This is a genomic window from Okeanomitos corallinicola TIOX110 (genome assembly GCF_038050375.1).
In the GTDB taxonomy this organism is placed as follows: domain Bacteria; phylum Cyanobacteriota; class Cyanobacteriia; order Cyanobacteriales; family Nostocaceae; genus Okeanomitos; species Okeanomitos corallinicola.
The window spans coordinates 4405476-4431728 of the sequence record NZ_CP150886.1 but is presented as its reverse complement, the minus strand read 5'-3'; the positions used below and the strand labels follow the sequence as shown (position 1 = coordinate 4431728).

Here is a 26253-nt window from a genome sequence, read left to right as displayed (position 1 = left end):
TTGCACCCAAACTATACATACAAAACAATTGTAGGCAGGGCATTTCCCTACCTACAAATTTAGAGCCTAGAATTCAAAACTAATGACCTAATGACCCGTAAGCAAATTAGTATGTTTCTACGTGCCAGCGGCCTGCTTTTTTCATGCCTTTTTGATAATCACTCCAAGTTACACCTTCTTTAGCAGCAGCAGCACTCAAGGCTTCATCAATTCCACCTTCCATACCACGTAAACCACAAATGTAAGTATGGGTTTTTTCATTTTTAATCAATTGCCACAGTTCGTCAGCGTGTTCTGCTACACGATCCTGGATGTACATTCTGCCACCTTGGGGATTTTGCTGTTCCCGGCTGATAGCGTAGGAGAGACGGAAGTTGTCAGGATATTTAGCCTGCATAGCTTCCAACTCCTCTTTATAGAGAATGTTTTCAGTCTTGGGTACACCAAATAGTAACCAAGCAAAACCTTGGAATTGATATTCTGGGTTAGCTGCTCTTTCTTCATCCTTGAACATCCGCCATAGATAGGTACGCATAGGTGCAATACCTGTACCTGTTGCCAACATAATTACATTAGCGTCAGGATCTTCGGGTAAGAGCATTTCCTTACCCACTGGCCCTGTGATTTTAACTTCATCACCGGGTTTGATTTGGGTGAGATAGGTGGAGCAAACACCATATACTGTTTCACCACTTTCTGGGTGCTTATATTCTAATTGACGAACACAGAGTGAAACTGTTTTGTCGTCTAAATCATCGCCATGACGGGTGGAAGCAATGGAATAGAGTCTGAGTTTTTCAGGTTTACCTTTTTTGTCTACACCAGGAGGAATAATGCCAATACTTTGACCTTCTAAATAGTTTAAGTCACTACCTGTTAAGTCAAACTTGATATGTTGAACAAGACCAATACCGCCTTCCTTGACTAACGGCTCATTAGAGATAACTTTACCGATAAAAGGAGCATTAGGACGATAGGTGTTCACAGGAACATCAGCGTGTTTGGCTTTTGTTTGAGTCATGGAATTGCTTTTTTTATCCTTAGCTGTTGGTTTAGCAAAACCTTTAGCTTCGCTACTGGTATTAACAGGTGTAGCTTTACCATTCTCCTCCTTGTTAGCTTCTACTGCTGCGGCTGGCTGGCTGACTTGACTATCAGCACTGGCTACAGCAGCTTTACCGTTAGCTGCTTCTAGCACCGATACAGGTTGAATACTAACAATTTTGCCGCCTAGACGAGTGATCCGTCGCATTTCTTGATTCATGCGGTTGTAAGGTACTCTGATGAATACACTGCCACTTTTACGAATTGGGTAGTTCGTTTGATCAGATTCTTTGTTCTGACGCAAACCCACCACTTCGTATACGAAGACGCGGCTACCTGATTCTATATTGGCAGCACCCTCAACAGCACCTTGATTGTACATTCGTTCTACCACTCCGATATTTACTTAACCGTTTATCAAAAAAATAATTCTCATCCTATGCCAGCTTTAAGTTTACCGGATTTTTGTTGCATAAAACTGGCCTTTTGAGAAAAGGACATCATAAACATGATGCCTTGCTAAGTACACTCGGCCAAGACATATAAGCATAGTAAAGAACACTCCTGTTCAACTCCTAAGTTAGAAGATAAGTCTTGGACAGAATGTTAATGGTGGATCAATTTAATCTTTTTTTTACCTAACTACATAGCTACATAGCCCTAGATTCCTTTGATATCATTGACACTCTATTATTGTTCTGCTGTAAAACGAAAACAATTGTTAACAATGTTTTTTTAGGTTATTCTTAGCTTACATCTACTTCTAAAAGTATAAAATTATTCTGTATATTTGCAAATAGGTAATGATGCTTGATTGGCTTAAACTTGACTATATATTTGTGAATAAGTGAGTAGAGAAAAAAATAAAAAATGTTGAGAATCTTTACTTTTGGCTTATAAATTAGTACTTATATTAACTAAAATGATAGGAAATGTGGTTGGTACACCATTTGATTGTTTTTAACAGCAAATCTTGTTACAAAATACAACTTTCTGTTAAAATCTAATGTACCACTAGGATTAAATACTTACCAGCCCAGAATTCAGGATAGTTTAACTAAGTAACGAGTATGACTATGTTACTTCCTACCCTGGTATCCTGTGTTTATGCTGGATAGCAAGAGTGCAGGATATTATCCATCAGGGTAAGATTCCTAGCTTCAGAAATCTACTGTGTGAAAAAAATATTTGATTGAGTCATCTTTTTTAGTATTTTAGAGGAGATTTATGACAAGTAAGCCGGAACGCGTGGTACTAATTGGAGTAGCTGGAGACTCTGGGTGCGGTAAATCTACGTTTTTACGTCGGTTAATTGACTTATTTGGTGAAGAATTAATGACAGTTATCTGTTTAGATGACTATCATTCACTGGATCGCAAGCAGCGTAAAGAAACAGGTATCACTGCACTAGATCCCAGAGCCAACAATTTTGACCTAATGTATGAGCAAATTAAGGCACTCAAAGAAGGTCAAGCAATTGATAAGCCGATTTATAACCACGAAACCGGCATGATCGATCCTCCAGAACGGATTGAACCAAACCATATCGTCGTAGTTGAAGGGTTACATCCTTTATATGATGAAAGGGTGAGAGATTTACTAGATTTCAGTGTTTACTTTGACATCAGTGATGAAGTCAAGATTGCCTGGAAGATTCAACGAGATATGGCTGAACGTGGTCACCGTTATGAAGATGTTTTAGCCCAAATCAATTCCCGTAAGCCTGACTTTGAAAAGTTCATTGAACCACAAAGAGAATTTGCTGACGTGGTTTTACAGGTATTACCTACTAGCTTAATCAAAAACGATACCGAACGCAAAGTTTTGCGGGTACGGATGTTACAGCGAGAAGGCAAAGAAGGTTTTGAGCCGGCTTACTTATTCGACGAAGGTTCAACAATCAACTGGACTCCTTGCGGACGTAAATTGACCTGTTCTTACCCTGGTATGCAACTGTACTATGGTTCTGATGTTTACTATGGTCGCTACGTTTCTGTTTTAGAAGTTGATGGTCAGTTCGACAATCTAGATGAAGTCATCTACATCGAGAAACATCTTAGCAACACATCAACTAAATACGAAGGTGAAATGACTCACTTATTGTTACAACACCGCGAATATCCAGGTTCTAATAACGGAACTGGTTTGTTCCAAGTATTGACAGGGTTGAAAATGCGTTCTGTTTATGAGCTATTAACAGCTAGTGAAGCAAAGTTAGCCGTACAAGTATAAAACCAGCAGTGTTGGTCAATAAACAAAGGGGGTATCAATGGGTGTACCCCCCCTTTTTTTGTAGATATAAAAATTTAACTGATAGTAGAAGACGAGAGTGAAGAGGTTTTGAGGCTAATTTATATTTTTGTTCACGTCGTTCTCATTAACTACTCCAAGCACAAAGAACACAGAGACAGAGGGTTTGATAGATATTTTGGGTGAGTCCGGAAAAATTCAAGGTTTTTTGCATAATTTTTTGCATAATTTTTAATTTTGTGCTGATACTTCTGTTTCCCACAGCACAAGGAGTTTAACTAATACATTTCTTAACTACCAGTAAGTATTGAAGAAGATACTCGTGAGTAGGTGTGTAAATCTTGTTATGATTGCAGAAATTACTAGCTGAACTAAATGTTTCTATTTAGTCAGTGATTAAAGTTCGTCAAGGAGCAACTTCCTTTGTCTCGCCGTTATTTATTTTCATCCGAGTCAGTTACTGAAGGTCATCCTGATAAAATCTGTGACCAAATTTCTGATACTATTTTGGATGCCCTGTTGACACATGACTCTAGTAGCCGGGTTGCAGCTGAAGTAGTTGTTAATACTGGTTTAGTGTTAATCACTGGGGAAATCACATCCAAAGCCAATGTTAATTATGTCAATTTGGTGCGAAAGAAAATCGCGGAAATTGGCTATACTGATGCAGGAAATGGTTTTTCTGCTGACAGTGCAAGCGTACTCGTCGCGTTGGATGAACAGTCACCTGACATTGCTCAAGGTGTAGATACTGCCCAAGAAACCCGCGCAGAGGATAGTGAAGAACTGTTCGATAAAGTTGGTGCGGGTGATCAAGGTATTATGTTCGGTTTTGCGTGCAACGAAACCCCAGAATTGATGCCTTTACCCATTAGTTTGGCTCACCGGATTGCACGCAGACTGTCAGCAGTAAGGAAAACTGGTGATTTGCCATACTTGCGTCCCGATGGCAAAACCCAAGTTACCGTTGCCTATGAAGATGGTAAACCCGTAGGTATTGATACAATCTTAATTTCTACTCAGCATACACCTAATATTGGGGATATTACTGATGGTGCTGGGGTGCAAGCTAAGATCAAAGAAGACCTATGGACAGCGGTAGTAGAGCCTGTTTTCAGTGATATTGACGTTAAGCCAAATCAGGATACCCGCTTTCTAGTCAATCCTACTGGTAAGTTTGTGATTGGCGGACCACAAGGTGACTCTGGGTTAACTGGAAGGAAAATCATTGTTGATACCTACGGTGGCTACTCTCGACATGGTGGTGGTGCTTTCTCTGGCAAAGATCCCACAAAGGTAGACCGTTCTGCGGCCTATGCTACACGTTATGTAGCGAAAAATATAGTGGCGGCTGGGTTAGCAGAAAAATGCGAAGTGCAGCTAAGTTACGCTATTGGTGTAGCTAGACCTGTGAGCATTTTTGTGGATACCTTTGGAACTGGTAAGGTTGATGATGAAATCTTGCTACAGTTAATCAAAGATCACTTTGAACTGCGTCCAGCGGGAATTATCCACGCTTTCAATTTGCAAAATTTACCCAGTGAAAGAGGCGGACGTTTTTATCAGGACGTTGCAGCTTATGGTCACTTGGGTAGACCTGATTTAGATTTACCCTGGGAACGCACTGATAAGGCAGATGCGTTAAAGCAAGCGGCTAATAAGTCTCTTTCTGAGGCGATTGCTACTGCATTAAATTAAAAACCTGAAAAAACAGTAATATATCCCCAGCTTCTTCAAAAAGTCGGGGATATATTTAGGGTTTGCTGATAAAGTCTTGTCGTGGAGACAGGTGACAGGTGACAGGTGACAGTTTCAAGAGTTGGATGGGAACTATTTTTCCTTGAAGCAGGAATTAAATGCAAGGTTTTTCAGTTCTCACCTCATCAAAGCTTGCATTTTTTGAAAGTCAAAATCGCTAAAATCGTTTACCTGTAATGTTTTGAGATTTATTCAGCAAGCCCTATTTAATATTTATTCAATCATCAATTTTGCTGGTTCTAAACCTAATCACCTAATCCCAATCAGGAATTTCTGAACTGTCTCCACCAATACCAATACCAGTGTTATAAATTTCTGCACCAGTTATAGTTAGGTCGTTCATTGATGCTTTGTAAACGTTAGAATCGTTAATGGTGGCGCTGGTGAGGTTGACACCATTGAGATTTGCTTGTTTTAAATTGACGTTGGTGACAAAAGCTGATGTTAAATCTGCACCAGCTAAATTTGCTCCCGTGAGGTCTGCACCTTCTAAGTTCGCTTCTGTTAAATTAGCACCTTGGAGATTTGCACCTCGTAAGTCCGCACCGATTAAATGAGCGCCACTGAGGTTAGCTCCTGATAGTTGACAACGTTGACATTCCCCTGTTGACAACAATTTTTGTAAGTCTTGATTATTCCCAGCTTGAACTGAGTTAGCAAACAATAGGGGAGCGACTAAGGCGATTGCAGTTAGTAGCTGACGTTTCATAAAATTTCCCCTTTCCTTATATTGGAGTAGCATCCGTTCTTTTTCCTCACAATCTTATTATCTCATATAATGACTCAAGGTTGTTGATTTGACTCACAGGATAGATGTGATGTTTTCCTATTTGCTGAGTGATGATGAAATTATTGATGGGCTTAGGTTTGAGCTATTTATGAATGCGTAATTTGGGTGAGTTTATAAACATAAAATTAGTATTAAGTTTTTGTTAACCTAACGTGATACCACATTTACTTCTATTAGTAAATGAGTAGTTTTTACTATTAAGAATTTGGTTTCAGACGAGAAATTATCGCATATATTCTGTTACTATTTTTGGCTGTTCTTGCTGTACCCAATGACCAGAATTAGGAATAGATTTGATTTGTAAATTTTTCACATATTCTTGAGTACCGTAGGTTAGTTCTTTCCCCAGTGCGGTGTCATGTTCTCCCTAAATCATTAAGGTGGGAATTTCTAGAATAGGCCAGGTTGTCTTGGTGGTTAATTGAGAAAACAAGTTACGATAGTAGTCCGACATGGCTGTGATTGCACCCCGTTTTGCGGCTGCATCTTTGTATGCTTATATGTCTGCTTGAGTAAAGGCATTTTTATTAAATGTAATTTAATGTCGTTGGTATTAATGTAGGCGTGTTTCCAGGAATTTCCGATAATAGACATAAAATTGAATGGAGTTAAAATCTATATGTGAGTTTTACCACTAGCGATCATACAAAGTATTTTTCAGGAAATCATCTATGAAAAGTTATACAATTTTCAAGTTAGACAAAGACTGTGGTCATAATTCCCAAATCTAAAATCCTATTAGAGTATAAATGAGTAAAGTTGAAATACGTGGTGTTTGGTTAACGAGAACTGATAGTCAGGTTTTTAATTCCAGACACAACATTGCTAAAGCAATGGAATTTTTAGCAGAGATGGGTTTTAATGTCGTGTTTCCTGTGGTTTGGAATCAAGGAGTTACCTTATACCCAAGTCAAACAATGTGGAAGATGTTTGGTATAGAAATTGATTCGAGATTTTTAGGACGTGATCCTTTACAGGAATTAGTAGAGGAAGCGAGAAAGGTAGGGTTAAAAGTTATTCCTTGGTTTGAATATGGTTTTGCTAGTTCTTATCATGATAATGGAGGTTTTTTATTAAAGCAAAGACCTGAATGGGAAGCTTATAATTTTCAAGGAAAGTTATTAAAAAAGAATGGGTTTGAATGGTTAAATGCTTTTGATTTTCAGGTACAGGAATTTTTGTTAAATTTATTTTTGGAAGTAGTTAAAAACTATGATGTTGATGGTGTACAGGGAGATGATCGTTTTCCGGCTTTACCATCAGAAGGAGGTTATGATCAATTAACTGTTAATCGTTATTTTCAGGAATTCAAAAAACATCCACCTAAAAATCATCAAGATAAACAGTGGTTACAGTGGAGAGCTAATATTTTAACTGATGTTTTAGGATTACTTTATCAAGAGATAAAAGCAGTTAACCCTAATTTATTTGTTTCCATGTCTCCGAACATTTATGATTGGGGGTTGCGGGAATATTTACAAGATTATCCTACATGGTTAAAGCAAGGATTTGTTGATATTATTCATCCCCAAATTTATCGCCGGGATTTTTTGAGTTATAAATGTATTTTGACTAGGTTGGTAAATCAGCAGTTTACAAATGCAATGTTACCAAGATTAGCACCGGGAATTTTAATTAAGTTGGGAAAATATACAATGAAACCAGATTTATTATTAAGGGTGATAGAATATCATCGTCATATAGGAATTAATGGGGAGGTATGTTTTTTCTATGAGGGTTTGCGGGATAATAATAATCTGTTGGGTAAGGTTTTTAAAAAAGGTGCATATTCCCAATCGGCAAGATTTCCTAGTTTAGCAGATTTACAAGTTATGAATGGGGGTTATCCCCGGTCTATTTCTATTTTGCAAAGGTTGGAAAAACAGTTGAGAAATATTTTTAGGATGTAAGTTGATGAAGTTAGAAATACCAAAAATAATTGATGTTCTCAAACAAGATTTACCGACTTTGTTTGAGGAGGATATTTCTTATGATATTTATGCAGATGATATCTTTTTTCGTGACCCGGTGAATAAGTTTAAGGGTAAGTTTAATTATCGGATTATTTTTTGGACTTTGCGTTTTCATGGTCAGTTGTTTTTTACGGAACTTGCTTTTGATTTACATGATGTTTCTCAAACTGCACCAGATACGATTTTAGCAACTTGGACGGTGCGGGGGGTGTTGCGTGTTCCTTGGAAAGCGCGGTTATTTTTTAATGGTTATTCCACTTATAAATTGAATGATGATGGTTTGATTTATGAACATATTGATACTTGGGATAGGGAAGCTGGGGAGATTTTAAAGCAGTTTTTTAGGAAGGGGGAGTGATTGAACCACGTATCGCTAAAGCGAAAGCTCCGCTAACGCGTAGCATCCCGATAGCTTGCGTAGTGACGTAGGAGCTATAGGGATAGGGACGAAGGAAGCGAAGGAAGAGAGGGAGAAAAGGGTAGATATAAAGAGGAGTTCTTCTATGTTAGATTTCTGGAATGTTTACTTGTGTTCTTTCTGCTATCTTGTAAGCTAATTTTTTAAAATCATCATAGACATTTCTTACTACCTTAGTATGAGCGCCAATAGCACCATCAGCAGGTTTTAGGTGAAACATAGGTTTATGAGCTTCTTGTGCCATTGGCATTAAACTTTGGTAGTTTTTTAGTAAAGCTAAACAATTTGGATCATCTTCGATAAAGATATTATTTTCTATAGGCTGATTTAGAATAAATCCTTGATAAGTTTTGGGAATGTAATTTATGAAGCGATTATATGTAGGGTTTAATGAACTATGTAATCGCATTGATGCCTGCGAAATAATGTAACCGATAGGTTCTAAATTACCTTGTGGTAATGATAGACTACTAAAAGGATTTTCCCTGTTTTGGCTTAATAACTCCTTCCAATCTTTTTTCCAAGATTGCAAAGGATAGCCAATATTTTGTAATGCTAGATATGACACTAAATCTAACATCATTGGTATCACAATATAATCTGCTGAAATTAAGGCTGCACGATTTATTGCTCCTAAATTGGGACCTAAATCCATTAATATTATGTTGGCTTTATGTTGAATGGCAGTATTTTGTAAAATTCTCCAAAAAGCAGAAATTACTCGAAAAGCTCTTTCTTCTCCTCCACCACCAAGACAATTTAGCCATTGGGCTGAAAGTTCATCTTCAAAACCGGAAAGTGCTAAATCTCCCACTAAAAGAGCTAATTTTTCAGATTCTGGGAAATATTCTAAATGTGGATTATCAATATCACCAATCCCTTTTAACAATGGTTGTACACAATCAAATACTGTTGTTGTTTCACTATTTGCTAACCAAATTTGTTCCAAACGTTCTTCATCTAAAAAAGCAGCAGTCAGATTAGCTTGGGGATCTAAATCAGCAGCAACTACTCGCAGTCCTAAGTCTTGATACATCCATGCTAAATGGTAGACTAAGGAAGTTTTGCCAACTCTTTCCTTATTATTAAAAAAAGCTATAATCTTTGCACTCATAATTTTTTATAATTTTCTTTTTAATGTTACCAAAACATGGGCATCTTCTACAGTAAACTCTAAAGGTGGATTACCATTTTTCAAAAGTTGTTGACGAGCAAGTTCAATTCCTAAACCAAATCTTTGCACATAACCAAGGTTTTTCATGGCTTCAGCAAGGTGAGGATTACGATAATCAGTTATCCCTGGTTGTCCAAAGTTCTGTTTATTTACTTGACCAAAAGGACCACCAGGATTTTGAATTTCAATTCTGTCGTTAAACCATGTAATTCTCACTGGGGCATTTGTCCCTTCATAGGTACGATGGAGGACTGCATTTCTTCCTAATTGTTGTAGGGCAACTATGGGATAATCGGGTTGTTGTAATTCAATTGGTTGGGCTGTAATGTCAGTAGCAACAGATATATTAACTTGGAAAATTTCATCTAGCATTCTCAATAAATCTGGTAGCGCACCACCAATTTCTTTTTGATCTTTAATTGGGTCTGTTAATTCAGTACCATCAATGCGGATAAATTGAATATAGGCACAGGGAACAAATTGTCTAGGGTCATTACCAATAACTAAGACACCTAAAATAGTTGGTTTAGGCAACGCATCAATAGTTGCAAACCGCATTGATTTGAGTTGTTGTTCAACGGGACGTTGATTTTCTTGTAAAACATCATTTGCTAAGGATGATGGCAAATAAACACGACGGAAAATTTCTAAATCTAGATCATCTAAACTAGCTGATGTTAAAGGCTGAAGATCAAAAGGTAAATCTTTTGAACGTCTTTTTTCAGTCAAGCGGCGTTCTTCTTCTGCTGTGGCTGTAGCTCTACGGGGACCTACTCTGATCCAAACTCTGCCTTTAAAACGTACAGGTGGAGCATCCGCAGGTTCTACAATTACAACTGCTAATTCACAACCATTAATATTGCGTTTTTGTACAATCATGGCTGGAAAAGGTAAGGTATTGCCATCATCTCTCATACCTGAAAGTGTCTTGAGAAGTTGATCATCTATGGTCAGATTTGCACAAGTTCCATTATCATTAACTCCAATAAATAAAACTCCTGATTTTTGATGGTTTGGTAAATCATTAGCAAATGCACAAATGGCTTCACAAAGTCTGCCTCTATCGGCTATTGAAGCCTTGCGTTCTACTCGATCTGATTCCATATCATTAAGGAGAAATTCTAATTCCTGATCATTCATTCAGTTTCTCCTTATTCATAAGTTGTAAATCTTTGATTGTGCATTCATAATTATAAACTAATTTTTTACTGATTCTGTTTTTTTGCGTCTTTGGGTAAGAATTAAAGATTTTTAAGAAACGAACCACAGAGGCACGGAGAACACAGAGGAATAGTTTTTAAGGTTTTTGGTTTAGACAACTGCGGGATATTGTTGTAATACTTGTTTGAGATATTTCCCTGTATAAGAACGTTGATTTTCAGCTACTTCTTCTGGTGTTCCCGCGGCTATGATTTCCCCTCCTTTGTCCCCTCCTTCTGGTCCTAAGTCTATTACCCAATCTGCACAACGAATGACATCTAAATTGTGTTCAATTACTAAGATTGAATTTCCTTTATCTACTAATCTTTGCAAGACATCCAATAATTTATGAACATCGTAAAAAGACAAACCTGTGGTTGGTTCATCTATTAAGTAAAGGGTTTTTCCTGTAGCACGTCGAGATAATTCTGTTGCTAATTTTACTCTTTGTGCTTCTCCTCCTGATAGGGTTGTGGCTGGTTGTCCTAGTTGTACATAACCTAAACCAACGTCTACTAATGTTTGTAATCTGTTCACTGCTTTGGGAATGTTTTCACAAAATGCTAATGCTTCTTCAACGGTCATGTTGAGAACGTCGGAAATTGATTTTTCTTTGTATTTAACTTGTAGAGTTTCGCGGTTATATCTTGCACCTTTACATACTTCGCATTGGACATAAACGTCTGGTAAAAAGTTCATTTCAATCACGTTTACTCCCTGTCCACTGCACGCTTCACATCTGCCACCTTTGACGTTAAAAGAAAATTGTCCTGGTTTATATCCTCTGGTTTTGGCTTCGATGGTTTGGGAAAATACATCACGAATTACATCGAAAACTCCAGTGTAGGTGGCAGGGTTTGATCTGGGTGTTCTGCCTATGGGTGATTGATCAATAACTATGGCTTTATCTACACAGTTTAATCCTTTGATTTCTTCGATTTCTTTGGGTAAGGGAACTCTTTTTAAGAGATGATTTTGTAAAGCTGGATAAAGTAGTTCGTTGATTAAGGTTGATTTTCCTGAACCGGAAACTCCGGTGACAGCAACAAGTTTTCCTAGTGGAATTTCTACGTCTATATTTTGTAAGTTGTTACGATGGGCGTTTTTGATTCTTAAACTTCTACCGTTTCCTTCTCTTCTTTCGGCTGGGGTGTGAATGACTTTTCTTCCTGATAGGTAAGCTCCTGTTAATGAAGCTTCGGCGTTTAATAAGTTCTCTAAACTTCCTTGGGAAATTATATTTCCCCCATGAATTCCTGCACCGGGGCCAATATCAACTATATAATCCGCTGCACGAATGGTTTCTTCGTCATGTTCAACAACTATTAATGTGTTGCCTAAGTCTCGTAATTTGGTTAAGGTTTTTAATAAACGTCCGTTATCTCTTTGATGCAAACCTATACTTGGTTCGTCTAAAACGTAGAGAACTCCTGTTAATCCCGAACCGATTTGTGTGGCTAGTCTAATTCTTTGGGCTTCTCCTCCTGATAATGTCATGGCGGGACGATCTAAGGTGAGATAATCTAATCCCACATCTAATAAAAATTGCAGTCTGGCTTTAACTTCTTTTAAAACTAAGTCGGCAATTTGCATTTGTCGAGGAGTCAATTTTAAGTTATCAACTCTGACCCGACATTCCCGAATTGCTACACTGGTTAAATCTAAAATTCCATATTGTCCTAACTTCACTGCTAAGGCTTCTGGTTTTAACCTTTTTCCTCCACAAACTTCACAGGGTTGATCTATTAAATACTGATCTAATTTCTGTTTAACTAATTCTGTTCCCCCTTCATATTGCCTTTGTAAAATGGGAATGACACCTTTAAAACTCTGCTTCCTTTGTGTCTCTGCGGTTGGTTTTTCTTCCCCATGTAAAATGATGTTTTGCTGTTCGGTTGTTAATTTACTCCACTGAGTTTGTAATTCAAACCCATAATCTAATCCCAAACTATATAACAGTTCTAAATAGTAGGAATTTTCCTTTTCTGACCAAGGTGCGATCGCTGCATAAATCGGTGCATCTACATTAGGTATGACTAATTCTTCAGAAAACCTTCTTAAAGTACCAATGCCATGACAATGAGAACAAGCTCCATAAGGTGAATTAAAAGAAAACAAACGTGGTGATAATTCCTCCATTACCGCACCATGTTCTGGACAAGCAAAGTTTTCTGAAAACACCATTTCTGTGGGTAATTCTTGTTCAGAAATACCTTGACTTTCCCCCTCATTTTCTATATACTTACTATGTTGTCGCTCCTGCGTTACCTTATCTAAGGTATCATTTAATACTTGAATTATAGCAATTCCGTTAGATTGCTTAAGGCAGGTGGACAGAGAATCAACTAAACGCTCTTGAATTCCGTCTTTTTTAACTAGCCTGTCAATAACCAGTTCTATATCGTGTGTATGATTTTTATCTAACTCAATGGAATCTGAGAGTTCTCTGACCTCTCCATTTACCCTGATGCGTGCAAAACCTTGAGCAGCTAAACTGGAGATTAATTTGCGGTGAGTTCCCTTTTTCCCCCTGACCATCGGTGCGAGAATTTGGAAGCGGGTACGGTCGGGAAGTGCAAGGATGCGATCGCACATTTCGTCAATGGTTTGGGGAGAGATCGAGCGATCGCAATGGGGACAGTGGGGTTCACCAGCGCGGCCATATAACAACCGCAGATAATCATAAATTTCCGTGACTGTTCCCACCGTAGAACGGGGATTATGAGAAGTTGATTTTTGGTCAATAGAAATAGCGGGACTTAAACCCTCAATTGCTTCCACATCGGGTTTATCCAACTGACCCAAAAATTGCCGAGCATAGGCGCTTAGGGATTCTACATAACGGCGTTGACCTTCTGCAAAGATAGTATCAAAGGCCAAAGAGGACTTACCCGAACCAGAAACGCCAGTAAACACAATCAACTGATCACGGGGTAATTCCAAATCAATATTTTTGAGATTATGCTGCCTAGCACCCCGAATGCGAATAGTATTTTGGCTGTTTTGGGGGTTGGGAAGATGACCGTTTAAAGGATTTTTTGATTGTTCTGGCATATTAACAGCAGAAAGGTGGCACAGTGAAACAATCCTTAATAATAACGCAATTTTTCCCTATCAGATAACTTCCATAAGATGCTATGTTACTATTTTAAATTTACTTGAGGAGAATTAGTGCCTATATTCGGCTTTACCTGCACACTAGAATTAACAGCATTACCGGGTAAAGAAATCATTGAACTTGCTCCCCAACCTAACAATATTCCCATGATACTTAAACTCAGAATAGCTAAGTTTTTCTTCTGAGATATAACCATCCAAAAATTACCCAGTTTTTTTCTTGAACCCATCACCTGAATTGGTTGAAGCGCTGCTAAAGCTTCCCCTGCATTAACATAGCGATGTTTGTAGTTAGGTTCTACCATTTTCTTTAACCATGACCGAAAATTTGGATGAAGATGAGGTAGTAATTTTTGGAAATTAAAGCGATAATGATCATCAATTAATTTACCAATTTCCCCAGCACGAGTATTAGTAAGTAAACAGATTAATGTTGCACCTAAACTATATAAATCTGATCCTGTTGTTAAAGAATCTCCAAATTGTTCTTCGGGAGGAATAAACCCTGGAGTACCCACAACTAATGTACTCAAGTCAGCTTTTTCTGTTTGCACTTGTGCTAAACCAAAATCAACTAAATAAGCTTGTAATTGTTGATCTACTAAAATGTTTTCTGGCTTTATATCTCGGTGAATGATTGGTGTATTATGTTGTTGTAAATAAACTAAAATTTCTAAAATTGATAAGGCAATTTTTTTTATTTCTTCGGGATAAAAACAGCGTTTAAATCCTAATGATGGTGCTTTTTTATATTCTTGAACCAAGTAAAAAAAACCTGGTTTTTCAAAGGAATGTAAATAACAAGGAATACGAGGATGATGTAATGTTTGTAAAAGTTTAATTTCCCGTTCGTAGGCTTTTACACCATACCAATCAGAGGTTATCTTCGTAAAACAAAATTCTTTAATTACTACTTTCTGTTGACAGTTAAGCTGTTCAGCTAGGTAAGTAATGCGTCCTCCTTCTAAATTTCGCCCTAATTCTTTAATTATTTGATAACCAAATATGGATAAATCTGGATAATTTTGATTGGTTTTATGTTTTTTGTGTCCATCATTTACGTCAAACTCCATCATAAAATACACACAGGTGTTGTTTGATCAAAGTGTGAAATATTGTCTATTTTTCTATAAATGATAATCTGGTAATCGGTAAAAATATGTGAATGACTAATTACTAATTATTAATTACCGATTACCAATGACAAATTCCAGAGAATTTTAATTTTCTTTACCCTACAGACTGCTAATTTTTATCTGCTAACCAGTCAATAATTGCAGTGTTGACGATATCTGGAACTTCATCATGGGGACAGTGACCGGCGTTAGGAATGGGTACAATTTTGATATCTTTACCATCATTACCCGCTGTTTCATAAATTTTCGCTCCGGTAATTGGTGTCCAAGGATCATTTGCACCCCAAATAACTAATAATGGTGATTTTAACTGTGGTAATAGTTCTTCGGGACTTGGACCAGGAGGTGCTGTCAAGATAGAAGCAAAAACTTGTTGCGCTCCTGGGTCACAGGATGGTGTGTAGAGTAAATCAACAAGTTCATCGGTAACGGCATTGCGATCGCAATATACTTGATATAATGTACGCCGAATTTGCGATTTTTGACGAATGCGATTAAACACAAATTTGCCGGTAACAGGGTTAGCTACCAACTTGTTAAAAGTAGCCATGAAAATTCTTAAAACTGGGTTTAATTCGTGGGGACGATGACTCAAACCACCCGCAGAATTAATTAACACCCCACCAGCGGCAATTTCAGAATGTTCTGTCAGAATTATTAAACTCAAAAGTGCGCCAATGGAATTACCAATAAATATAGCTGGTGTTTGGATATGTTGGTCATAAAAATCTTTTAATAATTTTACCCACACTTCCATGCTATAATCTATTGCTGCTTTGTCTGAACCACCAAAACCTAAAAGATCCAAAGCATACACCCGATAACCAGCATTAGCCAAAACGGGGATATTTTTACGCCAGTGACCGATGGAAGCTCCAAAACCGTGGATGAGTACCAAGGGTTGGCCTGTACCCATAACGGTATACTGAATTTTGTAATCTTCCCAAGTCCAAACTTGTTTTTCTAATGTGGTTGGTAAATTCTGGGTTGTTATCGTCATTAGTTAAGATTCCTAAACTATTATTTTCTTATAGTAATCCTCCTGGCATTCTAGACAAAATTATGATAATAAACGCCACATAAGGCGTACACTGGGATATGTAAAGTTAACCTGGTATCAAAAAATAATTCTGTACAGGAACTTTATCAGCCATAAAATCATCTAAGTGAATTGTAATTTTGTCAAATAAAATACTATGAATTTAAGTAAGTTAATCCACTTTAAAAAAATATTTATTGCTTCATTTTCTCTTTTGGTCTTGTCATCAACAGATGATACTTTGGCAGCATCAGATTTATCTGCTCTATCTGCTACAGTTCCGATCAAATCTAGTTATCAGCAATTATTAACACAAAGAAATCCTGTACCACAATTAGATATAGATAGCACATCCACGGATGCAGAAGATGTCAGTGCAACGCCATCTGTAAAAAGAGAAAAATCAGGATTTACAATGTATATCTGGCAACCGGGAGGTACAGTTTCCGAAGTAATTGCCCGGATATCTATTAAAGCCAAAAACGGGGAAACATATCACAAGGAAAGATTTTTGGGGGATTATAAATATAAAATCAAACAGAAAGCCAAATTTGTGAATGGTTTTAAATTAGGCGATCGCATCGTTGTCAGATTATATGATACTAATAACAAATTTATTGGCTATACAGAATTCGCTTGTTTACCAGATCATACCGCAGTAAATGTAATTTTATCAGCCAACCCTAGCGACTATCAAGTAGTGAGAGTTTTCTATGGAGTAGATGCCAATGAAGACAGCATAGTTGATAAAAATACTACTACCTATTTCGACTATTTTACAGAATTAAAAGATCAAGAAGTTACCTTTCTTACCAGTTCCGAAAATATAAATATTACTCAATACCAAGCTGCTGGTTTTGCAGATGTTGCCAAGAATTCTATTTACCCCATTACTTTTAGAGAAGGCGAATTTACCTTAGCTGGTAAATCAATTAGTACCTACATTCCCAACATCGCACAAGCTTTAACATCAATTCCCGGAACATTAGTAACTTTAACAGAACTAACTAACAATCCTACATATCAACTCAGTCAATTATTGAGTAAATATCGCCAAGTTGGTGTAGCTAAAAATATTCAAGTTAACTTTTCTGATATTTCCGAAAAGCACTGGGCTAAAGATTACATTGCAGAATTAGCCGCTATGGAAATAATTGGTGGTTATCCCGATGGTACATTTCGTCCTAATGCTCCAGTTACCCGCGCTCAATTAGCAGCAATTTTACAAAAAGTATTTATTAAAAGTAAAGTTAGAAAAGCAATTAGTTTTCAAGATGTACCTCAAGATTATTGGGCTTATGATGCTATTAAAGAAACCTATGAAATGGGATTTTTTACAGTATTAAATACTAGGAAATTCAACCCCACGCAAAAACTTAAACGTCTAGATGTTTTAATCACCTTAGCCAAAGCCTTAAATTATAAAGTTACAGGTGCAACAAAACAAACCTTATCAGTTTATAGTGATGCTTCCAGTATCAGAAATGAACATAAAAATTTTATCGCCTCATTAACAGAAAACGGCGTAATTATTAACTACCCTAATCAAAAATCCCTGAACACTGCAAAATTAGCAACCAGAGCAGAAGTTTGTGCTTTAATATATAGAGCAATGGCCAGTGCTGGGGAAGTAGCAGATTTTCCCTCACAATATGCTATTAAACCGATAGTTAAGTAAAAATCGTGTTAACATCTATATGCCGAAATGCTGCTATTTGCTGATGAATTTTAAAGACTCGTAATAAAGTTTCATGGGTGAGATGATTTAGGTGATCAGGAATATCAATATTTTCTATTTCTTCCCTGCTGATTGTTTGTGATGAGCTTAAAAAGAAACCCCAATCACCATAATAATTATGATCATAAATTGCATCCCCTACTAAGAGAACATAGGGGAGATAGCTAAGTTAATTCAGTTACCGTGAAGATTAATATCTCGGATGGGAAAGGGAATTTGAATACCTTCTTGGTGATAGCGTTTGTGTAACTTTTTTACTAACAAATGTTTACCAATACGCTGATCAAAAAATTCACTTACCCGCATATAAAGTGTATAGTCTATACTGAAATCATTGAAAGTATGAAACCTCATATAAGGCTCATTTGCAATTAGTTCCGGTGCAATTTCTTGCATAACTTCTTTAGCTACTTCTACTGTCACCCTTTCCACCAATTCCAAATCACTGTCGTAACTAACACCCACATTCAGAGTTAAAGTTATTTCTTTAGCAGGTAAATGATAATTTGTAAAAATTGCCGAAGCCAACTTAGAATTAGGAACAATAATCACATTATTAGAAATTTCTCTAATAGTTGTATTTCGCCAGTTAATATCTGTGATATAACCCTGATTGCCATCATCTAACTTGACATAATCTCCTGTTCTTACCTGCTGAGAAATCACTAAATAAAACCCAGAAAATAAATTAGCTAATGTATCTTGGAGGGCTAAACCTACAGCTAAACCACCAATTCCTAAAGTTGTAACTATAGGAGTAATTTGCACTCCCACAGTTTGTAAAAGAATCAATGTTCCTAAAATTAAAACTGCAATCTTTGCTAAATTAGAAAGTAATGAAGTAGGCACTCCTTCAGTTCTTCTAACTAATAAATTAACAAATCCCGATGTTAATCTTGCTAAAACTAACGTGACTGAATATAGGAAAATAATCGTGAGGATTTTTTGAAAAGCATTAGCAATATCTGGTCTGACAGGAGAACCAAGAATAGCCCAGAAAAAACCTGCTAAAACAAACCAAACAAAAGTCATTCTGTGCAGTGCTTGAAATATAATATCGCTGCCAGGAACTTCTTTTTCAGTGACAAATGTTTTCAGTTTTTTGAAAATAACTTTTTCACCAATTAGCCCCGCTATTATTCCAGCACAGATAAAGGCTAGTGGTATAATCCATTGAATCATCATTATTTATTTAGGAATTGACAACAAAAAATTAGTAAGCATTAGGATAATGGATCTGCCAATTATTTATCATCCAGATTATATTGCACCCCTCCCCCCTGGTCATCGTTTTCCTATGTCCAAATTTCAACAATTATATGAATTGCTGTTAGGTAATAGGGTAGCATATCCAGAGCAATTTCATTTTCCTGAGCGTCCTTCATCAGAATTAATTGAGTTAGTTCATATCCCCGACTATGTACAGGCTTACTGTGAGGGAAAATTAGATTATAAAGCACAAAGGCGCATAGGTTTACCTTGGAGTCCAGCTTTAGTAAATCGTACCTGTGTGGCAGTAGGGGGAACAATATTAACAGCTAAATTAGCCATTCAACAAGGTTTAGCTTGCAATACCGCTGGGGGAACTCATCATGCTTTTCCTGATTATGGATCAGGCTTTTGTATTTTTAATGATTTAGCGATCGCCGCGCGAGTTTTACAAAAATTAGGACTTGCTCAAAAAATATTAATTGTAGATTTAGATGTACATCAAGGCGATGGTACAGCCTTAATTTTTGCCAAGGATGAAAGTGTTTTTACCTTTTCTATGCACTGTCAAGAAAATTTCCCAGGTACAAAACAAAAAAGTGATTTAGATGTCCCTTTAGTATTAGGAACGGAAGATGATATTTACTTACAAACCCTGGCTAATTACCTGCCAGATTTATTATCAGAAATTAAACCAGATATAGTTTTTTATGATGCTGGAGTTGATACCCACATAGATGATAAACTAGGTAAATTAGCCCTCACAGATACGGGGATTTTTAAAAGAGAAATGCAGGTTTTAACCACCTGTATTCAAGCAGGTTATCCCGTAGCTTGTGTAATTGGTGGTGGTTATGCAGATGATATGAAATCCCTAGTTTGGAGGCATTCTCTACTACATCGAGCCGCCAACCAAGTATATCATCAATTTCATTTATAAACCTACAAACACAAGATTACTCATGCCCAAAAAACAAAAATCAGAAACATGGGGTTACACCTTAATAAATTCCACAATTGATAACTTAATTCGTCACTTTGAAGGACAAAATGCCATTACAGCATATACAGATTTTCGGGAACGAAAAGAACGCGCTCATGAATTAATATTTGAATGTGTGGGTAAAAAACCTGTGATATTTTATCTGCGTCGTCAAGGTGCAGGAAAGGAAACAGGAGAAGAAATTTTAGATTTAACCATAGCTACAGATAATAGTGAATTCCCACTACCAAAAAGACTCAAAGAACTTAAAAAAACCTTGGGTTTAAGAGCAGCAGTCAAAAAAAATGGCAGCGGTGGCTTAAAAATCCTCTCAATTTATTTATTACCAACCATCCGGGGAAATGATGACGCTTATGCTGTATCTTTTTGCTTACAATTAATTCCTAATTCCTATGATGTAATTAATATTCCTCCTAAACAAATAACACAAATTGCCAAAATGCCCATCTGTGGAAATCATGTACCCACAGATGATCAACTAAAAGCATGGAAAGCATTTTTAAAAGTCGAAGAAAGAATTGCTAAATCCCGACAATTTTGTGTCAGATTTTTTGATTTAAAATATAATCAGAAAAAGAAAGAAATTACAGTTAAAATAAATATAGAATCAGCCACTCTTGATGGTAATACAGGAAATTATTTACAAGCAGATAACTTTTGGTTAAGGGTAAAAAACGCTAAAAATCAAGATATCAAATTTTCTGAATCTATCCCCACAGAAAGAAACCGTTATACCAGTCGTCAACTAGGAACTATTGAAAAAATAGATCATAAAAATAATTTAATTAATATTAGAATTGACCGAGACTTAGTAGAATTTATCAATAATGGCAATTATCAACTACCAAATCAAGGATATTTATTTTTTGATGCACTCGGTGATATTAAACAAATTCAACGTAAAGAAAAAGCCCTAGAACAATTAAGACAAGGACGTACCCAAAACCCCTATTTAGGTGATTTTCTCTTTGATGCTTCCCAAGCTAGACCTATTAAAAAAACTCTAACATTACAATCACAGGATTTATTATTATCTGCTGCAAATCCTGGACAAAAAGCATCAGTGGAAAAAGTATTAGCAGCAGAAGATTTAGTTTTAATTCAAGGTCCACCAGGTACAGGTAAAACCACCGTAATTGCTGAAATTTGTTATCAAATTGCTTTACGTGGTGGTCGGACATTAATTACATCCCAAGCTAATTTAGCAGTAGATAATGCTTTAAGTAGATTAGTTCATAACCCCGTAATTCGTGCTATTAGAAAAGGAAAAGCTGAAAAAGTAGCAGAAGAAGGACAAGCTTTTTTAGAAGACCAAGTAATTAATAAATGGTTAGAAAATACTGCTAATTACTGCGAAAATAATCTTAGTCAAAGTCGAGAAAATATAACTATTCTCAGTCAGTTAGTAAAATCATCACAGCGGTTTAGCGATTATTTTAAATTAGAAACAGAATTTAATCAGCAGCAACAACAATTAAAATTAGAAAAAGTTGAATTAGCAGAACTATGTAAAAAGGAAGAAAATAATTATCAGCAATTATTAAATCATCAAAATACCATCTCAGAAATAAGTGAAGGATTAAAAAACCTATTAAAAAATTCCCAAGATATCAACTGGGATGATGCAGAAATTAAAGAATTTTTACCTCGTCTACAACCTTATACTCAGAAAAATGATTTAGTAGAAAAATTCAGGGAAAATGTCTGTGAAGTGATTAAATATGTAGATGAATTAAATTTTGTACGTCCTGAACGTGGAGTATTTGGTTTAACAATTTGGTTACAAGAAACCGTAGTTAAAGAAATTGGAGAATTTCAACCTGCTTTCAATTATGCTAATGATGCGGTTATAGAAATGACAGAATTAGTTAACTTAGTTAAAGTTTTTCAAGAAAGTTCTCAGCATTTACAACAATTACAAACCGAATATCAAAATTTTCTAAATCAGGGACAAACCTTATTACCAACAATTAAAATTTGGGAAAACCGTCAACGAGAAATTGATTATATTATTGAAGCAGTTAAGGAATGGAAAAACACAGCAGATAAACAGATTTATCAAGTTGTAAGAGACTGTCAGCAAAATGATTTACCGCTGATGGAAAATGCCTTAAATTTACCCTTGGGTTTATTGATGTTTGCTAGTAATTTAAAATTGACAATAGTTCCTAAAAATTATCAAATTAAATTACCAGAATGGGAGGTAATAAAAAAAGCCATTGTCTATGAAATAGATGGCAACTTTAGTGATAGATTAGGTAAACAGTATCATTTTAGTTATTTTCTGCAACAAACATTTAATCAAATTCCCATAATTTTAGAAAAAAATGAACGTAGTCAATGGCAAGAAATTTATCAAGAATTTGAAAACTATCAATTACTCACCTCCAAACAGCGTAAATTATTAGTTGAAAACACCCAAGCTTTTATCACTAAACTCCAAAAAAAATATAGTCGAGTTTATGAATTAAAAAACATTGACTCTACTATCACTAGAATTACCCAAGAATTAAGAGATATTATTCTTGAAAATGCCAGGAAATGTGTTATAAAACTAAAAGCAGAAGCACAACAACAATTAAATATTCTAACAATTCAACAACAGCAATTAGATATACAACCAAATAGTGAAGTTACCCAAGAACAAATATTATTAACACAAACTCAAGTAGAAAAAGCTAGTCAAGATGCAAATTTACAACTTGAGAAAATAGCCAATATTTTAGCAGCAATCGTTAAACAACCTAACACACTACCAAAATTACACCAGTTAGCACAGGAATATTTAGAAAAACAGTCAAAAATCTGGGAACAGTATCAAGAATTTAGTAGTAAAATCAAACATTGGCAAAGTTGTATCAATCAAATTGAAACTATCACTTCTTCCCTAAATACTTTTGCTATCCTCGAAAATATTCACAACATATTTAAAAAAGAGTTATTAACAATCAGAAAATCAGCTATAAGTTCTCTGAAAGTAGTAGAAGATTCCCGAACTAAGTTACAAGCATTAGAACAACAATTAAAATCTAACGTTCCTGAAGAACTAATTACAGAAAGAGAATGGTGGGATGAAACTTGGCAAAAAATACCACTTAAATTGAAAATAGCAAATCCAGGAAATGATATCCATAACTTAGAATTTCTAAATCAAATAAAAAAACAATTTAAAACCTGGAAACAAGAACAAGAAAAAGCAGAAAAATACTTACAAAGATATGAAAACTTTATTCAGGATTGGATTATAAAAATCCGTCAACCATCAGAAAGAGATAGTCATGATTTACGACAAATTTATTTAGATAATGCTAACGTCGTCGGTATTACCTGTGTTCAAGCTGCAAATTATAACTTCTCAGAAGAATTTCAATATTTTGATGTTGTCATCATTGACGAAGTTAGTAAATGTACACCTCCAGAACTATTAATACCAGCTTTAAAAGCAAAAAAATTAGTCATGGTAGGAGACCACAAACAACTACCACCAATGTTAGATACTAGCACAGTAGAAGAAGTTGCTGAAAATTTAGGTAACACTAGAGATGAAATGCGATTTTTAGAAGAATCATTATTTAAGTTTCAGTTTGAAACCGCTGATAATAGCATTAAACAAATGCTGAATACTCAATATCGAATGCACCCCAATATTATGGGAGCAATAAATCAATTTTATGATGGTAAATTAGAATGTGGACTTTTAGAACCTGATAAAAAACGCGCTCATAATTTAGCAGGGGAAATTATTAAACCAGAACATCATCTAATTTGGGTAAAAACCCCCAAAGAGAATGAATTTCAAGAAGAAAAATTAGGAACTTCGTTTTTTAACATTCAAGAAATTGATATCATTGAGAAAATCTGTCAAAATTTTGAAAATGCTTGGAGTCATCAAATTACTAAAGGTGAAACCAAAAAAGAAATCGCAGTAATTACATTTTATGGCGCTCAATTACGCAAAATTGATGAACGCTTACAACCGGAGAATTTCCCTTCTTTGCAAATTAGAACCGGAACAGTTGATAGATTTCAAGGTATGGAAAGACCTGTAGTTATAGTTAGTATGGTGAGGAATAATTCTCAAGGTGATGTGGGATTTGCAAATAAATCAGAACGGGTAAATGTGGCTTTTTCTCGCGCTCAAGAATTATTAGTAATTGTTGGTTGTCATGATTTATTTACCAGTAAACCTGGTATCGTGGGGGGAATGTATTCCCAAATAGCAAAAGTTGTTAATTCTCATGGAGGATTGATTGATGTTTCCAGTTTCTGTTAATCGTCATATTGATGAGCATCTTAAAAATGTCGTTTTAGAAATAGAAACAAAAAATCCAGATTTATCTGTTTTTACCGCTCGGCAATTTCGGTACAATTTATTCCAAAACACTGTAGAATTGACTATTAAAGAACCTCGTCAATTCAATGTTTTAGAAGAGTTTATTATTCGTGCGGGTTTAGAATTTGACCCACCACCTACATCCACAGAGTTAGCATCTGTACTCGGTCTTGATGCTGTATTTGTGAATAATACTATTGCTACTCTTCAGTCATTACAAACACTATCATTAGACTCAACTATTACAGTAACCAATGAAGGTCGTTTATTTTATGAAAAAGGTACTGTACCTCAACCACCTTATACTGTGACAGTTTATGCAATTTGTGATGCTTTAGAAGAATCTGTCATTTTTCAATCTGAATATTTAGATGATGTTTCTATGAAATTACCTGATTTAACTAAGGTTGTAAAAATATCGGATAAAAGTATAAATATTTCAGCCTTAGAAATTGAAAAAATACAAAATATAGTTAAAGATTCAGATTTAACGTTTCATGTACCAGAACAGGGTAAAATTGTTACTGATTTTCAGGTAATACCTCCAACTAAAAATATTTGGCAATCCTTAGATTTATTGGTTATTTTTAATGCTAAGGAAGATATTTTTAACATTCAAGTTTGTAAAGGGGAGGAAATTTTAAAACCTGCATCAAAAAAGATAAATTCTTTACTTAAACAAGGCAAAATTTATCTAACAGAATTATGTGAATTATCAAATGAAAATATCGCTTTAGCACGGGAAGAAATAATTCAAAATTAAAATTGATCTAGATTATTAAATTATTTTCAACTCTTCCTACCTCTCCAATGCAAAAAATCGTTAAATTTGATACAATTTATGAAAATTAGGAGAGCCAAGGAGCAAAATAACGTGGTCTTAACAAAAGGCTTTGAAATTGAAATGTATACTGGCACACCTCAAGGTGAAATCATCGGTCTCTCCGACCAAATTGTTGCGGATTTACAGGGATTTATGCGTGAGCCTGATAGCCGTAATGTGGAATACGTAACCCAGCCATCTACCAGCTATGAAAATCAATTATGTGGTTTGTTGCGTCCTCGGCAACAGTTGCGTAAATATTTGCAGCGATTGAATAATTATACATTAATACCAGGAAGTACCCTTTCTTTGGGTAGGAGCGATCGCTTTTATCGTTCTGATCCTACCAACCCTTACCATGATTACATTGAGCAAACCTACGGCACAAAAGTCGTTACCGCCAGTGTACATATCAACATTGGTATTAGCGACCCAGAAGTATTAATGCGTGCCTGTCGAGTCATTCGCATGGAAGCGCCACTTTTCCTAGCTTTGAGTGCCTCATCACCATTTTTAGACGGACAAGCCACTGGTTATCATTCCACCCGTTGGAGACTATTTCCCCAAACTCCTAGTTATGTACCGTTATTTGCTAGTCATGCGGATCACATCGAATGGGTAGAAGCACAATTAAAAGCGGGGACAATGCAAAATGTCCGGCATTTGTGGACATCAGTGAGACCAAATGGCGATCTCCGTCCCTACAATCTGAATCGTCTAGAACTGCGAATTTGTGATTTAGTAGCAGATCCCATTTCATTATTAGCAATTACCGCTCTACTGGAAGCAAGATTGATACAAATTATTGATAACCCCCATATAGATCCCTTAACTCAAAGCAGTTTTTCCCACGCAGAACTCATAGCATTAACCACCAAAAATGAAATAGCAGCAGCCACAAACAGCCTTGATGCCCAATTACAGCACTGGCAAGATGGTAGTACCATCCTCGCCAGAGATTGGATTCAACAGCTATATCAAGACGTTTGGGATATAGCCAAACAACAAGGTTTTAGATGTTTTCTCTCCCCCCTAGAAAAAATTCTCCGTGAAGGTAACGAAGCTCAACAGTGGTTACAGTTACACAAAGTTGGTGTTGATGCTGGCCGTGTTATCAACCAAGCTATTCAAGCTACCCAAGAATGGGAACTGGAACTAGAAAATAAGCTATTGTGTCCTTCTGAAGTAGGTTAATAAAAAACAAACAGGTGACAGGTGACAGACAAAAGGCAAGAGTTAATCATCTTG

17 protein-coding genes and 1 pseudogene are annotated in these 26253 nt (G+C 36.0%); 9 read left to right on the top strand and 9 right to left on the bottom strand.

What is annotated here, in order from left to right:
* Positions 1 to 106: 106 nt before the first annotated feature.
* A complete protein-coding gene (petH, locus tag WJM97_RS19370) occupies positions 107 to 1426 on the bottom strand; it encodes a ferredoxin--NADP reductase (RefSeq protein ID WP_353930400.1) in 1320 nt (439 codons plus the stop codon).
* An 845-nt stretch (positions 1427 to 2271) separates the two neighbouring features.
* Here petH and WJM97_RS19365 point away from each other — a divergent pair.
* The gene (locus WJM97_RS19365; protein ID WP_353930399.1) at positions 2272 to 3276 is read left to right on the top strand and encodes a phosphoribulokinase; all 1005 of its coding nucleotides are present in this window, start codon (positions 2272 to 2274) and stop codon (positions 3274 to 3276) included.
* A gap of 441 nt (positions 3277 to 3717) precedes the next feature.
* Entirely contained in the window at positions 3718 to 4992 is a 1275-nt protein-coding gene (metK, locus tag WJM97_RS19360) for a methionine adenosyltransferase (RefSeq protein WP_353930398.1), read from the top strand.
* A 313-nt stretch (positions 4993 to 5305) separates the two neighbouring features.
* Here the strand turns inward: metK and WJM97_RS19355 are convergent, their stop codons facing one another.
* Together WJM97_RS19355 and WJM97_RS19350 are read right to left on the bottom strand one after the other, a co-directional pair.
* On the bottom strand, positions 5306 to 5761 hold the full coding sequence (locus WJM97_RS19355; protein WP_353930397.1) for a pentapeptide repeat-containing protein: 456 nt from the start codon (positions 5759 to 5761) through the stop codon (positions 5306 to 5308).
* A gap of 304 nt (positions 5762 to 6065) precedes the next feature.
* Positions 6066 to 6371 (bottom strand): annotated as a pseudogene (locus WJM97_RS19350) (alpha/beta hydrolase); the annotation flags it as partial.
* Positions 6372 to 6591: 220 nt separating this feature from the next.
* On the opposite strand from WJM97_RS19350, the gene WJM97_RS19345 reads away from it, so the two are divergent.
* The gene (locus WJM97_RS19345; RefSeq protein WP_353930396.1) at positions 6592 to 7752 is read left to right on the top strand and encodes a family 10 glycosylhydrolase; all 1161 of its coding nucleotides are present in this window, start codon (positions 6592 to 6594) and stop codon (positions 7750 to 7752) included.
* A 4-nt stretch (positions 7753 to 7756) separates the two neighbouring features.
* Complete coding sequence (locus WJM97_RS19340; protein WP_353930395.1) at positions 7757 to 8173, top strand: DUF2358 domain-containing protein; 417 nt, start codon at positions 7757 to 7759, stop codon at positions 8171 to 8173.
* A gap of 148 nt (positions 8174 to 8321) precedes the next feature.
* Here WJM97_RS19340 and WJM97_RS19335 read toward each other — a convergent pair whose 3' ends face one another.
* The 5 genes from WJM97_RS19335 to WJM97_RS19315 form a co-directional block, all read right to left on the bottom strand.
* Positions 8322 to 9347, bottom strand: a complete 1026-nt coding sequence (locus tag WJM97_RS19335; RefSeq protein WP_353930394.1) for an AAA family ATPase — start codon at positions 9345 to 9347, stop codon at positions 8322 to 8324.
* A 6-nt stretch (positions 9348 to 9353) separates the two neighbouring features.
* On the bottom strand, positions 9354 to 10547 hold the full coding sequence (locus WJM97_RS19330; RefSeq protein ID WP_353930393.1) for an ATP-binding protein: 1194 nt from the start codon (positions 10545 to 10547) through the stop codon (positions 9354 to 9356).
* A 171-nt stretch (positions 10548 to 10718) separates the two neighbouring features.
* Positions 10719 to 13661 (bottom strand): excinuclease ABC subunit UvrA, encoded by a 2943-nt coding sequence (gene uvrA, locus WJM97_RS19325; protein WP_353930392.1) that lies wholly within the window; start codon positions 13659 to 13661, stop codon positions 10719 to 10721.
* An 89-nt stretch (positions 13662 to 13750) separates the two neighbouring features.
* The gene (locus WJM97_RS19320) at positions 13751 to 14797 is read right to left on the bottom strand and encodes a serine/threonine-protein kinase (protein WP_353933221.1); all 1047 of its coding nucleotides are present in this window, start codon (positions 14795 to 14797) and stop codon (positions 13751 to 13753) included.
* Positions 14798 to 14969: 172 nt separating this feature from the next.
* On the bottom strand, positions 14970 to 15860 hold the full coding sequence (locus WJM97_RS19315; protein WP_353930391.1) for an alpha/beta fold hydrolase: 891 nt from the start codon (positions 15858 to 15860) through the stop codon (positions 14970 to 14972).
* 196 nt (positions 15861 to 16056) lie between these two features.
* Here WJM97_RS19315 and WJM97_RS19310 point away from each other — a divergent pair, with 196 nt between their 5' ends.
* Complete coding sequence (locus WJM97_RS19310) at positions 16057 to 17577, top strand: S-layer homology domain-containing protein (RefSeq protein WP_353930390.1); 1521 nt, start codon at positions 16057 to 16059, stop codon at positions 17575 to 17577.
* 234 nt (positions 17578 to 17811) lie between these two features.
* Here WJM97_RS19310 and WJM97_RS19305 read toward each other — a convergent pair whose 3' ends face one another.
* The gene (locus tag WJM97_RS19305) at positions 17812 to 18819 is read right to left on the bottom strand and encodes a mechanosensitive ion channel domain-containing protein (protein ID WP_353933220.1); all 1008 of its coding nucleotides are present in this window, start codon (positions 18817 to 18819) and stop codon (positions 17812 to 17814) included.
* Between the two features lie 49 nt (positions 18820 to 18868).
* Between WJM97_RS19305 and WJM97_RS19300 the strand changes: the two genes are divergently transcribed.
* From WJM97_RS19300 to gshA, 4 genes are all read left to right on the top strand, one after another.
* Positions 18869 to 19786 carry a histone deacetylase gene (locus WJM97_RS19300; RefSeq protein ID WP_353930389.1) on the top strand — a complete coding sequence of 306 codons (918 nt, stop codon included), beginning with the start codon at positions 18869 to 18871 and terminating at the stop codon, positions 19784 to 19786.
* 22 nt (positions 19787 to 19808) lie between these two features.
* A complete protein-coding gene (locus WJM97_RS19295; protein ID WP_353930388.1) occupies positions 19809 to 24122 on the top strand; it encodes an AAA domain-containing protein in 4314 nt (1437 codons plus the stop codon).
* Complete coding sequence (locus WJM97_RS19290) at positions 24103 to 24945, top strand: hypothetical protein (protein ID WP_353930387.1); 843 nt, start codon at positions 24103 to 24105, stop codon at positions 24943 to 24945. Before WJM97_RS19295 ends, WJM97_RS19290 begins: the two co-directional genes overlap by 20 nt.
* 111 nt (positions 24946 to 25056) lie before the next feature.
* Positions 25057 to 26199, top strand: a complete 1143-nt coding sequence (gene gshA / locus WJM97_RS19285) for a glutamate--cysteine ligase (protein WP_353933219.1) — start codon at positions 25057 to 25059, stop codon at positions 26197 to 26199.
* Positions 26200 to 26253 lie beyond the last annotated feature (54 nt).